The sequence below is a fragment of the Streptomyces himastatinicus ATCC 53653 genome (genome assembly GCF_000158915.1).
In the GTDB taxonomy this organism is placed as follows: Bacteria; Actinomycetota; Actinomycetes; order Streptomycetales; family Streptomycetaceae; genus Streptomyces; species Streptomyces himastatinicus.
Genome location: NZ_GG657754.1, coordinates 418,527 through 429,849 on the forward strand (window position 1 = coordinate 418,527; position 11,323 = coordinate 429,849).

Here is an 11,323-nt window from a genome sequence, read left to right on the forward strand (position 1 = left end):
GTTCGCGGCACCTTCGCCACCGGCATCGCCCGCGCCACCGGCGTCACCCGCGCCACCGCCATCGGCGCCGATCACCGCGCCGGTGGCTTCCAGGGCGCCGGTCACCGGCTGGAAGAACGTCTCGCCGCCCTGGGTGCAGTCACCGCTGCCGCCGGAGGTGAGGCCGACCGCCGCGTCCTCGGCGAACATCGCGCCACCGCTGTCGCCCGGCTCCGCGCACACGTTCGTCTGGATGAGGCCGTTGACGATGTCGCCGCCGCCGTAGTTCACCGTGGCGTTCAGGCCCGTGACCTCGCCGTCGCTGACGCCCGTCGTGCTGCCGGAGCGCTGCACCTTCAGGCCCACGCTGGCCTCGACGGCCCGGCCGATCGCCTGGTTGCTGCCGTCGGCGAGCTTGACCGCGCTCTCGGGCTGGGTGGCCGCGTCGTCGTACATGACGAGCGCGAAGTCGGTCTCGGGGAACTGGGTGTCCTGGACCGTGCCCAGCGCCTGGGCACCCGCCTGGTCCGCGGTCCAGGTCTCGGACTCGTTGCCGCAGTGGCCCGCGGTCAGGAAGCCGGGTGCGCCGTCGACGGAGACGTTGAAGCCGAGGGAGCAGCGGGCGCCACCGCCGAAGATGGCATCGCCGCCGACGAGACCGGCAGCGGCCTCGCCACCACCGCCCGCGCCACCGGCGGCCTCACCGGCACCGCCCGCCGCCTCTCCGGCGCCACCGGCCGCAGCGCCACCGGCACCCGCGTCCCCGGCACCCGCGTCTCCGGCGCCACCGGCTGCCGCGTCGTCCCCGGCCGCGTCGCCCGCCGCGTCACCGGCCCCCGCGGCACCGCCGTTGGCACCCGGCTGGGCCGTGTCGCCCTCGTCGAACCTCTTGAACTCGCCCTTCGTCCGCTGGACGGACACCATGCCGTCCATCGCGTCCGTGGCCTTGGTCAGCGTGGCCCACTTGGTGCCGGTCACGGTCTTGTCCGCGGTCACCCGGACCTTGTTCGTCACCGGGTCGATGGACCAGGCGGTACCGGCCCACGAGGCGTCGGTGCTCAGCGTCTTGGTGGCGGCCTTCAGCTCGGACATGCTGTTCTGCACGATCTTGGCGACCGCGCCCTGGGCTTCCACCGTCTTCGCCGCGTCCTCGGTCATGACGTTCATGACCAATTGGCTCGTGTCGTTGTTGAAGTACCAGCCAGCGCCGTTGTCACCGAGGTCTGAGGCGAGGCTCCGCGCGAGTTTCACTGCCGACGGGGACGAGAAGGTCTTCACGTCCGTCGTCTTGTCTTGGCTCGCATTCGCATTGGGCAGCAGAAGGGCGGCTGCCCCGAGCGCGACAACAGCAGCACCGGAAACGGCGAGGGTCCGCTTGTTCACACGACGGTGGTGGCTCAACACTGACCTCCAGTAGGGGGGCGCGGGGTATGTGCGGAGCGCCTGTTGCGTTCCGCCACACCCTCGCGCAGGGCCACCACCGAGTACGGGAGGCGTTTACTCCGTTCTCACCATGACTCACAGTGTGATGAATGGCTGCGCCGAACGATCCGGAGCGGTAGGGTCCGCCGGTTCCGCACCCTCAGCCCGCGTCCCCGCCCGCCTGGGCGGCCTGGGCACGCAGCTCCCACACCTCCCCCAGGGCCATCTGCGCCGACCCCTCGACCGGGGAACCCGCCGTGGTCTCGAAGTGATCGACGTAGGCGCCGATGAACTCCTGCCAGCGGTGGTTGACCGGGTCCTCGTCCAGCGCCGCCATCGTCGCGGCGAAGTCCTCGCAGTCCACGAGGTGGAAGAGATGGCGTCCACTGCGCCAGATCCGCCAGTTGGTGATCCCGGCCCGCCCCAGCGACTCCAGCAGATCCGCCGGAACCGTGGCGTGCTCCCGTTCGTAACCCGATTCCTGGCCCTCCTTGAGGACCGAGTGCAGCGCCACGCGCATCGGGATCTCCCTTCATCCACTCTGATCACGGCATATGACCGGAGCCACTCTGCCCCCTCCGGCCCCGCCCGCCAACGGTCCGGCAGCCGTATCCTGCCCCGCTGGGCGCTGGAAACCGTCGTCGCGATCTACGATGCCTCGCGGAGCGGCGCGATCGCCGGACGCCGCGCACCCGCTGATGACGACCACGGAAGGACCCCGACGCCATGGCCAACACCCCCGTGCGCGACCGTTCCACGATCTTGGTTCTCAATGGGCCGAACCTGAACCTGCTCGGCCTTCGCCAGCCGGAGATCTACGGCACCGACAGCCTGGCCGACGTCGAGAAGCTGGTCACGGCGACGGCCGCCCCGCACGGGCTCACCACCGACTGCCGGCAGAGCAACCACGAGGGGCAGCTGATCGACTGGATCCAGGAGGCCCGGGAGCGGCACGCGGCCATCATCATCAACCCGGCCGGTTACTCCCACACCTCGATCGCCCTGCGCGACGCGCTGGCGACCTGCGACGACATGCCGATCCTGGAGGTGCACATCTCCAACATCCACCAGCGCGAGCCGTTCCGGCAGCACTCCTATGTCTCCGCGCTCGCCAGCGGCGTGATCGCCGGATGCGGCATCCAGGGCTACGCCTTCGCGGTGGAGCGGGCGGCCGCGCTGCTCGCGGCCATGAAGAAGTGAGACCTCAAGACCTGAAGAACACGTGAGACCCGGGCCCGTCACGCCCGGATGACACGGACACCGGCCTCGGCGTACGGGGCGATCGCCTCCTCGGTGGCGTCGGTGTCCGTGACCAGCACCTCGATCGCTTCGAGCGCGCAGATCCGGGCGAACGCCCGGCGGCCCAGCTTGGAGCTGTCGGCCGCGACCACCACCCGGGCGGCGCGGTCGGCCATGAGGTGGTTGATCCCGGCCTCGCCCTCGTGATGGGCGGCCGCGCCCCGCTCGGGGTCCAGCGCGTCCACGCCGAGGATGGCCAGATCGAGGGAGACCTGGTCCAGCACCCCGGTGGCCAACGGCCCCATCAGCTCGAACGACTGGGGCCGGGCCACCCCGCCGGTGAGCACGATCTTGATGTGCGGGCGCACCGCCAGCTCATGGGCGATGTTCAGGGCGTTCGTCACGACGGTGACGGCCGGGCCGCCGCCCACGGAATCGGACAGTTCGCCGCGGGTGGCGATGGCGCGGGCGATTTCGGTAGTGGTGGTCCCGCCGTTGAGGCCGACGACCGCGCCGTGCTCGACCATGCGGGCGACGGCGGCGCCGATCCGCTGCTTCTCCGAGGCGCGCCGGGCGGTCTTGTAGCGCAGCGGAAGGTCGTACGACAGGTTGTGCGCGACCGCGCCGCCGCGGGTGCGGGTGAGCATCTGCTGCTGCGCGAGTTCGTCCAGATCCCGCCGAATGGTGGCGGCGGACACCGTCAGCTCGGCCGCGGCCTCCTCGACCTCGATCCTGCCGTCCCTGCCCAGCAGCTCCAGCAGGGCGTTCCAGCGCTCGGGCCGTTTCACGCCGTCTCCTCGACCCCCGTCGTTCCGTCGCGGCTCACCCTACCCCGGGTGTTCGCACTCTGGACTTCTCTGCAAGATCATGCGCATTATCAGGCCGTAGGAAGCATCTTCGAGCATTCAGCGTGCAGGCGCACGTCCGTCGGAAGCCGAGCCGGGGAGCCCCATGAGCCACACCGAGACCGAGATCGCGAGCCAGCCCGACTGCTGGCGCCGCGCCATCGAACTGGCCCGGGATCCGGACGGGCCGGTGCGCGAGGCGCTGCCCCGGCCCGGTGAGCGGGTCGCCGTCGTCGGCTGCGGCACCTCGTGGTTCATCGCCCAGGCGTACGCGGCGCTGCGCGAGGCCGGGGGGCAGGGCGAGACGGACGCGTTCCCGGCGTCGGAGATGCCGACCGGTCGCGCCTACGACCGGGTGCTCGCGCTGTCCCGGTCGGGCACCACGACCGAGGTGCTGGAGCTGCTCGGCCGGATACGGGGCGGGGCGCGCACCACCGTCATCACCGCGGTCCCCGGCTCCCCGGTCACCGGCCTCGCGGACGAGGCGGTCGTGCTCGACTTCGCGGACGAGCGGTCGGTGGTGCAGACCCGCTGGGCGACCAGTGAACTGGCCCTGCTGCGCGCCCACTTGGGGCATGAACTGGAGGGTCTGATCGAGGACGGTGCGGCGGCGCTCGCCGCGCCGCTGCCCGACGGGCTCGCGGAGGCGGGCCAGTTCACGTTCCTCGGACGCGGCTGGACGTACGGCGTGGCGCAGGAGGCGGCGCTCAAGATGCGCGAGGCCGCGGGCGCATGGACCGAGGCGTACCCGGTGATGGAGTACCGGCACGGGCCGATCAGCGTCACCGGCCCGCGCAGCGTGGTGTGGTGGCTGGGCGAGGGCCCGTCCGGGCTGGCGGAGAAGGAGGTCACCGGGCCCGGTGGCCGTCTCGTCGGATACGGCCGCGATCCGCTGGCCGAACTGGTGCTGGTGCAGCGGCTCGCGGTGGCGATCGCGGCGGCGCGCGGCCTCGACCCCGACCGGCCCCGGAACCTCACCCGCTCGGTGATCCTCGGTTGAGCGGGCGGGGCGAGCGAAGGGAGGCGGGCCGTGCCGCTGGTGGCCACCGCTGAGATCGTCGGGCCTGCCGTACGCGGCGGGCTCGGCGCGGGTGCGTTCAATGTGATCCAGATCGAGCATGCCCAGGCGATCGTGGCCGGGGCGGAGGCGGCCGGAGCCCCGGTCATCCTCCAGATCAGCGAGAACGCGGTGCGGTATCACGGCGCCCTGGCCGCCATCGGCCGGGCCACCGTCGAGGTCGCCCGCGCCGCGCGGGTCCCGGTCGCGGTGCATCTGGACCATGCCACCGAACCCGGGCTGGTGCGCGAGGCGCTGGGGCTCGGCTTCGGGTCCGTGATGTTCGACGCCTCGGCACGCGACTACGACGGCAACGTGGCCGCGACCGCCGCGGTGGCGGCCGACTGCCATGCGGCCGGGGTGTGGGTCGAAGCGGAACTGGGCGAGGTGGGCGGCAAGGACGGGGTGCACGCACCCGGCGCCCGGACCGATCCGGCCGAGGCCACCGCGTATGTCGCGGCGACGGGCGTGGACGCGCTCGCGGTCGCGGTGGGCACCTCGCACGCCATGGTGGTCAAGGAGGCGGTGGTGGACCTGGAGCTGGTCGCGGCGCTGCGCGCGGCCGTGCCCGTGCCACTGGTGCTGCACGGCTCCTCCGGGGTGCCCGAGGCGGATCTGACCCGTGCGGTCGCGGCGGGTCTGACGAAGGTGAACATCGCCACCCACCTCAACGTGGCATACACCCGGGCGATCCGCGACCACCTCGCCGACCATCCCGAGGTGGTCGACCCGCGTCGCTATGTCGCGGCGGCGCGGGACGCGGTGGCCCGCGAGGTGACCCGTCTGCTGACCCTGGTGCGCGCCGTACCGCGCTGACGCTCCGCGCCGCGCGGATCGCGCGGCGCGCACCCTCGCTGTTGACATGACCTTATCAAGTCGCCACGATGCGAGGGAGGTTAGGAAAGGTTCCTAACAGAGGAGTGTCCCATGCGCACACGACTCGCGTTCGTCCTGGCCGGTGCCGGGCTGCTGGCCGGTTCCCTCACCGCGGGCGCCCAGGCCACCACCCGGGGCCCCGCACCCGCACCCGGCTCGGTCAAAGAAGGTTCCGTCAAAGAAGGCTCCGTCACGGCCGCGCAGTTGCTCGCCAAGGTCAAGAACTGTTCGCAGATATCCAGCGGCAAGTACCGCACCGACGACGAGACGTCGGCCACCGTGCCGGTCTGCGGCGCCAATGGCGCGGTCTTCTGGAAGGCGGACATGGACGTCGACTGCGACGGCCAGGTGACCTCCAAGTGCAACGAGGACACCGACCCGTGGTTCCAGGACGACACGGCCTTCCACCAGTCGAACGGAAAGCCCCTGATCGCCGACAAGCTGCCCTATGTGGTGGTGCCCAGCAAGAGTTCCACGTGGGACTACTCCGCGTCCGGCATCAAAGGCGGCGGCGTGGTCGCCATCGTCTACAACAACAAGGTCGAATACGCGGTGGTCGGGGACACCGGCCCGACCAAGATCATCGGTGAGGCGTCCTACGCCGCGGCCGCCGCGCTCGGCATCGACCCCGACCCGGAGACCGGCGGCGCGGAGTCGGGCGTGACGTACATCCTGTTCAAGAACTCCTCCGTCTCCCCCATCGAGAACCACGACAAGGCGGTCTCGGTCGGCGACGGCCTCGCCAAGCAGTTCGTGCAGAACAACTGACGCCCCGTGCCGTGATGCCCGCGGCCGCAGGCGTCACGGCACGGCTTCCAGCAGCGGCAGCATCCGGCCCGGGATGGAGCCCGAGGGGGCGGTGCCGATCCGTCGCGCCCCCATGGCCAGGTAGAACGGCTCGGCATACGGATCGGCGTCGATGGTCAGCCGGGTGAAGCCGAGGCGGCCCGCCGTCTCCAGCACATGCCGGTACAGCAGCCGCCCCACCCCGCCGCCGATCGCGGGCGGGTCGACGAACAGCATCCCCACCCATCCCTGCGGGGCGGTGCCCTCCAGGGTGGCGAACCCCAGCACCCGCCCGTCCTCCTCGGCGATCGTTGTCCGACGGGCCGTCAGCTCGCCCTCGCGCATCGTCAGTTCCTCCCGGCAGGCGGCCAGGAACTCCTCGTCATACCCCCAGTGCCCCTTCGACCGCAGCGCCAGTTCGGTCAGCGCCTCGGCCTCCTCTTCGCGCCCGGCTCTCAGCCGTCGTGTCGTCATGCGCCGATCGTGGCATCCGGCCGCCCGCCGCGGCGATGACTTTTCCCGGCCCGGAGGGTCCCTTCTGATGAGCGCGCGCACCACCGCGCGCCCCACAACAGGAGGTGGACGTTGGCCGGTCCCGAGCCCGAGAATCCGCCCGAGAGCCCCCCGCCCGCGCTTCCCCCGGCCGTCCTGGTCCTCGACCGGCCGCCGGAGACCCGTGCCGAGGTGGAGCTGCTGTGCGCACGGCTGGGCGAGCTGGTGCGCCACAGCGCCCCCGGCCCCATCACCGTGGACATGGGCGCGGCGCAGCGGCCGGTCCTGGCCATGGTCGAGACCCTGGCCCGGCTGCGGCTGACCGCCCGCCGTCTGGGGCGGGAGATGCGGCTGCGGAACACCGGCGGTGAGCTGGCCGCGGTGCTCGCCCGGGCGGGCCTTGACGAGGTGCTGACCGCGCCCGCGACGTTACGACTCGAGCCGGTCGGGGAGCCCGAAGAGGGGGAACAGCCGCTCGGTGTCCAGGAACGAGTTGAGCCCGGTGATGCGCCCGGCTGATATCTCCAGGACCTGGAGCGCCCAGGGCTCATGGGCGCCGCCCGGTCCGCCCGGCCGGTACTGGCCGAAGGCCGGTGCCCCGTTCGCCACGGTAGGGACCAGCCGGGAGCCACGGCAGCCGATGCCGTGCCCCAGCAGCCAGGTGCGGATGTCGTCGTGGCCGCGCAGCCACAGCTCGTAGGGCGGCATGGACAGGGTGGCGTCCTCGTGCAGGAGCGAGGTGAGGGAGTCCAGGTCGTACCGCTCGAAGGCGTCCACATAGCGGGCGAGCAGCGCGCGCTGCTCCTCGTCCAGCGGTTTGACCGGGTCGGTGTCGCTGATCTCGCTCGCGGCGAGCGTGGCCCGGGCGCGCTGGAGCGCGCTGTTGACCGACGCGACCGTGGTGTCCAGCAGCTCGGCGACCTCGGACGCCTTCCAGGCCAGCACCTCCCGCAGGATGAGCACCGCGCGCTGGCGCGGCGCCAGGTGCTGGAGCGCGGCCACGAACGCCAGCCGCACCGCGTCCCGCTGGGCGGCGACCTCGGCGGGGTCCCCGCCGTCGGCCAGCACCTGTCCGTCGGGCACCGGCCCGACCCAGGTGGCCTCGGGCTGCGCGGTGAGGGTGGCCGGGGTCGCCGAGGAGACGGAGGTGAGGTCCATCGGGCGGGCCCGGCGCTTGCTGCCGTTCAGCATGTCCAGACAGACGTTGGTGGCGATGCGGTACAGCCAGGAGCGCAGCGCCGACCGCCCTTCGAAGCGGTCCAGGCCCCGCCAGGCGCGGACCATCGTCTCCTGGACGGCGTCCTCCGCTTCGAACGCCGAGCCCAGCATCCGGTAGCAGTAACCGGTGAGCTGGACCCGGTACGGCTCCAGCTGGAGCTCGGCACCGGCCGTGCCGTCCACTGCCGCGACATCACTCATCGACGCACCTCGATCGTTCTGCTTCTGCGGACTCCCGTGGGAGGAAAGCTAGCGCGTGGCACTGACAAAACCCCTGACCTGCGGCATCCGCTCAGGCCACCGGCCGGGCGCGCACCGTCGAGGCGTGCACCTGGTGCCCGCCGCTGGCGATCATCCGCACCTCGGCGCGGTCGCTGATCTCGGCCCGCACGATGCCGGTGTCGTCCGCGTAGACGGGGTGTCCGCCGGGCCCGCTGGATTCCGTGCGGTGCACCATCACGATGTCTTCGGCGTCCGGCGCCGGGGCGACCGGGTCGGCGAAAATCAGCTCGTACCTCTCGCGTCGCGGCATCACCCACTCCTCCCACACGGAACCGCCCCCAATTCTCAAACCGGGACAATCAACACTATCGAACAGACCCGTCACCGCAAGAGGGTCGCGGAAGCCCGGGCAGCAGCAGGGCGGGCAGCAACGCCAGCGCGGCGAAGGCCGCGACCCACCAGAAGGTGTCGCCGAACGCCGCGGCAGGGGCGGTGGGACGGCTGTCGAGCCGGTGCTGGAGGATCACGGCCAGCACTGCGGCGCCCACCGAGGCGCCGACGGTCTGTACGGCGGTCAGGGCGCTCGTCGCCCGCGGAATGGCCGCCGGTTCCATCCCGTGGTACGCGGCGGCCATCACCGGCACCGAGGCGGCGGCCATGCCGGCGCCCCACAGCAGCAGGGCGGCGGACAGCAGCAGCTCACTGGTGTCCGGACCCACCTGGGCGCACAGGACGGCGGCGGGGACAGTGACGGCGACCCCGGCGAGGACGACCGGACGGGCGCCCGCCCGGTCGGTCACCTTGCCCACCAGGGGCAGCGCGAGCAGGGTGCCGAGGCTCTGCGGCACCAGCAGCAGCCCGGCGGCGAGCGCGCCGTAACCCCGCACCTGCTGGTAGTAGAGCGGCATCAGGAGCATGGCGCCGAACACCGACATCCGGGAGAGGAAGCCGAGCGCCGCGGCCGCGGCGAAGGGCCGCCCGGTGAACAGCCGCGGGTCCAGGAGCGGGGTGACGCGGGTGCGCAGCGCGTGCACGGTGAAGGCGGCGAGCAGCACCACCCCGGCGCCGAGGAACCAGCCGCTGGTGCGGTAGAGCCCGTAGGTGAGCACGGCGAGGGCCGGTGACAGCAGGGCGACTCCGGTCACGTCCAGCGGGCGCGCGGCGGCGGGGCGCGCGGTGCGGGGGATGCCGCGGCGGGTCAGCAGCAGCGCGATGGCGCAGACGGGCACGTTGACGTAGAAGATCCACCGCCAGCCGGGGCCCTCGACCAGGATCCCGCCGAGCGGCGGACCAGCGATCGGGGCGAGCTGCGCGGGCACGGCCGCGATGCTCATCACGCGTCCGCGCCGCTCGTCCCCGGCGGCCTGGGCCAGGATCGTCATGCTCAGCGGCACGATCATGCCGCCGCCGAGGCCCTGAAGCACCCGGAAGGCGATCAGGCTGCCCGCCGACCAGGCGGTGCCGCACAGCGCGGATCCGGCACCGAAGACGGTCAGCGCGAACAGCCACATGGTCTTGGCGCCGAAGCGTTCGACGGCCCATCCGGTGAGGGGCACGGTCACGGCGATGGCCAGCAGATACGCCGTACTGACCCACTGGATGAGGGCCACGGAGGCGTCGAAGTCGCGGGCCAGTCCGGCGAGCGCGACGGTGACCATGGTCATGTCGAGCATCGCGGTCAGGGCGCCGACGACGACGGTCGCGGCGAGTGTGAGCAGCGCGGGGTCGAGCCGGTCGGACCGCGGGGCGGAGGCGGGCGCGGTCCCGGTCGCGGAGGGTTCGTCGGTCATGGCGAGGAAACTACACTGTGCAGTGTAACTCTGTACACTGCACGGTGCAGTTCCCGTCCGATGGACCCGCGACGCCCCCGAAGGAGCGCCCATGCCCCCTTCCGCACCCCTCCGCCCCGGCCTGCGCCAGGGCTCCCCCGACAAGCGCGCCGCGATCGTGCGGGCCGCCCTGGGGGTCTTCGTCCGCGAGGGGTACGCACGCGCGGGCATGGACGCGATCGCCGCCGAGGCGCAGGTGTCCAAGCGCACCGTCTACGACTACTTCGGGGACAAGGAGCGGCTGTTCCTGTCCGCGATCGAGGAGACCGAGGCGGCTCAGGAGGGCGAGTTCTCCGCGCTGGTCGGCCGGACCCTGGACCGGCCCGGCGCGGCGGAGGGGGCCGACGCGATGGAGGCGGCCCTGATCGCGTTCGGCCGCGAGTTCGCGACCTCCATCCTGCGCTCCCCGGTGCGCGCGGCGCTGGTCCGGCTGATCACCGCCGAGGCCGGTCACTTCCCCGAACTGCGGCGCCGGGCTGGGTCGGTCGGGCTGGTGCAGCAGGTCATCGCGGACCGCCTGGCGCGGTACGCGGACGCCGGACTGCTGGAGATCACGGATCCGGTCGAGGCCGCGGAGTACTTCGGCCTCCTGGTCACCGGCCGGGTGAACAACCGGTCGCTGTTCGGCACGGTCGAGGTCTCCGACGAGAAGATCGACGCGCTGGTCTCCGGCAGTGTGCGCTTCTTCCTGCGCGCCTACCGCCCGTCGTGACTCGAGCGCCCCGGCTCAGGACTCCGGGGCGGCCGCGCCGCGGGCCGGCGGCGTCATGACCGAGCCCATGACGCCAGCGGGGTCATGACCGAGCCGATGACCGTGGCCGCGGCGATGGAGCCGAGGGTGATCCCCCAGGCGAGCGGGCCGAGCGGGGTGCAGTCGAAGAACTGGCTCACCCCCGGCGTCTGGATGATCCCGGCGAGGACCGCCGCCGAGCCGAGTCCGGCGATCAGCACATGCCGGTCCAGGCCCCCGGTGGCCAGGGTCTGCGCCAGCTGCGTACCGACCAGGGCGACGAGCGCCACCGTACTGGCCCGGCGCTTGCGGCCGGTGAGCCGCGCGCCCGTCCACGCCACGCCCGCACCGGCGGCCGTGATGATGCCGCGGAGCATCATCTCCCGGTTCAGCGCGGTGCCCAGGGAGCGGCTGGGGCCCTCCTTGAGCAGCCGCTCGCCGGTGTGCCCGGTCGGTTCGCGCACCGCGATGGCCAGCGCGGGCGCGAGGTCGGTCAGCAGGTTGACGAGCATGATCTGCCGGGCGGTCAGCGGGGTGCTGCCCCCGATGGCGGAGGCGAGCACGCTGAAGGTGACCTCGCCGAGGTTGCCGCCGATGAGGATGGCGAGCGCGGCCCGGACCGAGGCCC

General features: G+C 72.3%; 14 protein-coding genes. 6 read left to right on the forward strand and 8 right to left on the reverse strand.

Going from position 1 to position 11,323, the window contains the following annotated elements:
• The coding region (locus SSOG_RS50205) for a S1 family peptidase (protein ID WP_086015776.1) at positions 1-1,362 on the reverse strand (1,362 nt) is incomplete at its 3' end.
• A gap of 199 nt (positions 1,363-1,561) precedes the next feature.
• The gene (locus SSOG_RS01770; protein ID WP_009712473.1) at positions 1,562-1,921 is read right to left on the reverse strand and encodes an L-rhamnose mutarotase; all 360 of its coding nucleotides are present in this window, start codon (positions 1,919-1,921) and stop codon (positions 1,562-1,564) included.
• A 206-nt stretch (positions 1,922-2,127) separates the two neighbouring features.
• Here SSOG_RS01770 and aroQ point away from each other — a divergent pair, with 206 nt between their 5' ends.
• Positions 2,128-2,601, forward strand: a complete 474-nt coding sequence (gene aroQ, locus SSOG_RS01775; protein WP_009712474.1) for a type II 3-dehydroquinate dehydratase — start codon at positions 2,128-2,130, stop codon at positions 2,599-2,601.
• Between the two features lie 38 nt (positions 2,602-2,639).
• On the opposite strand, the gene SSOG_RS01780 is transcribed toward aroQ, so the two are convergent.
• Entirely contained in the window at positions 2,640-3,428 is a 789-nt protein-coding gene (locus tag SSOG_RS01780; protein ID WP_009712475.1) for a DeoR/GlpR family DNA-binding transcription regulator, read from the reverse strand.
• A 163-nt stretch (positions 3,429-3,591) separates the two neighbouring features.
• On the opposite strand from SSOG_RS01780, the gene SSOG_RS01785 reads away from it, so the two are divergent.
• The 3 genes from SSOG_RS01785 to SSOG_RS01795 all read left to right on the forward strand — a co-directional run bounded on the left by SSOG_RS01785 (position 3,592) and on the right by SSOG_RS01795 (position 6,186).
• Positions 3,592-4,485, forward strand: a complete 894-nt coding sequence (locus SSOG_RS01785; protein WP_009712476.1) for an SIS domain-containing protein — start codon at positions 3,592-3,594, stop codon at positions 4,483-4,485.
• A 30-nt stretch (positions 4,486-4,515) separates the two neighbouring features.
• Positions 4,516-5,358: a class II fructose-bisphosphate aldolase gene (locus SSOG_RS01790; RefSeq protein WP_009712477.1), complete on the forward strand. Its 843-nt coding sequence runs from the start codon at positions 4,516-4,518 to the stop codon at positions 5,356-5,358.
• A gap of 111 nt (positions 5,359-5,469) precedes the next feature.
• Positions 5,470-6,186, forward strand: a complete 717-nt coding sequence (locus SSOG_RS01795) for a glycoside hydrolase family 75 protein (RefSeq protein ID WP_009712478.1) — start codon at positions 5,470-5,472, stop codon at positions 6,184-6,186.
• Positions 6,187-6,219: 33 nt separating this feature from the next.
• On the opposite strand, the gene SSOG_RS01800 is transcribed toward SSOG_RS01795, so the two are convergent.
• Entirely contained in the window at positions 6,220-6,678 is a 459-nt protein-coding gene (locus SSOG_RS01800; RefSeq protein ID WP_009712479.1) for a GNAT family N-acetyltransferase, read from the reverse strand.
• Between the two features lie 111 nt (positions 6,679-6,789).
• Between SSOG_RS01800 and SSOG_RS01805 the strand changes: the two genes are divergently transcribed.
• A complete protein-coding gene (locus SSOG_RS01805) occupies positions 6,790-7,215 on the forward strand; it encodes an STAS domain-containing protein (RefSeq protein WP_009712480.1) in 426 nt (141 codons plus the stop codon).
• On the opposite strand, the gene SSOG_RS01810 is transcribed toward SSOG_RS01805, so the two are convergent.
• The 3 genes from SSOG_RS01810 to SSOG_RS01820 all read right to left on the reverse strand — a co-directional run bounded on the left by SSOG_RS01810 (position 7,126) and on the right by SSOG_RS01820 (position 9,926).
• Positions 7,126-8,115, reverse strand: coding sequence for a sigma-70 family RNA polymerase sigma factor (locus SSOG_RS01810; protein ID WP_009712481.1), 990 nt, complete (start codon positions 8,113-8,115; stop codon positions 7,126-7,128). The two genes, SSOG_RS01805 and SSOG_RS01810, sit on opposite strands and share 90 nt — an antisense overlap.
• Before the next feature lie 91 nt (positions 8,116-8,206).
• The gene (locus SSOG_RS01815; RefSeq protein ID WP_039936306.1) at positions 8,207-8,446 is read right to left on the reverse strand and encodes a DUF6296 family protein; all 240 of its coding nucleotides are present in this window, start codon (positions 8,444-8,446) and stop codon (positions 8,207-8,209) included.
• Between the two features lie 55 nt (positions 8,447-8,501).
• Entirely contained in the window at positions 8,502-9,926 is a 1,425-nt protein-coding gene (locus SSOG_RS01820; protein ID WP_039936309.1) for an MDR family MFS transporter, read from the reverse strand.
• 91 nt (positions 9,927-10,017) lie between these two features.
• On the opposite strand from SSOG_RS01820, the gene SSOG_RS01825 reads away from it, so the two are divergent.
• Complete coding sequence (locus SSOG_RS01825; RefSeq protein WP_009712483.1) at positions 10,018-10,677, forward strand: TetR/AcrR family transcriptional regulator; 660 nt, start codon at positions 10,018-10,020, stop codon at positions 10,675-10,677.
• A 53-nt stretch (positions 10,678-10,730) separates the two neighbouring features.
• Here the strand turns inward: SSOG_RS01825 and SSOG_RS01830 are convergent.
• Positions 10,731-11,323, reverse strand: a 593-nt coding sequence (locus SSOG_RS01830; RefSeq protein ID WP_039936312.1) for a cation transporting ATPase C-terminal domain-containing protein, incomplete at its 5' end; no start/stop codon positions are given.

Bases quoted from the DNA above. Each gene is read 5' to 3' on its own strand.
- aroQ (WP_009712474.1), top strand. From the start codon at position 2,128: ATGGCCAACACCCCCGTGCGCGACCGTTCCACGATCTTGGTTCTCAAT.
- SSOG_RS01810 (WP_009712481.1), bottom strand. From the start codon at position 8,115: ATGAGTGATGTCGCGGCAGTGGACGGCACGGCCGGTGCCGAGCTCCAG.
- SSOG_RS01815 (WP_039936306.1), bottom strand. From the start codon at position 8,446: ATGCCGCGACGCGAGAGGTACGAGCTGATTTTCGCCGACCCGGTCGCC.
- SSOG_RS01770 (WP_009712473.1), bottom strand. From the start codon at position 1,921: ATGCGCGTGGCGCTGCACTCGGTCCTCAAGGAGGGCCAGGAATCGGGT.
- SSOG_RS01825 (WP_009712483.1), top strand. From the start codon at position 10,018: ATGCCCCCTTCCGCACCCCTCCGCCCCGGCCTGCGCCAGGGCTCCCCC.
- SSOG_RS01785 (WP_009712476.1), top strand. From the start codon at position 3,592: ATGAGCCACACCGAGACCGAGATCGCGAGCCAGCCCGACTGCTGGCGC.
- SSOG_RS01795 (WP_009712478.1), top strand. From the start codon at position 5,470: ATGCGCACACGACTCGCGTTCGTCCTGGCCGGTGCCGGGCTGCTGGCC.
- SSOG_RS01820 (WP_039936309.1), bottom strand. From the start codon at position 9,926: ATGACCGACGAACCCTCCGCGACCGGGACCGCGCCCGCCTCCGCCCCG.
- SSOG_RS01800 (WP_009712479.1), bottom strand. From the start codon at position 6,678: ATGACGACACGACGGCTGAGAGCCGGGCGCGAAGAGGAGGCCGAGGCG.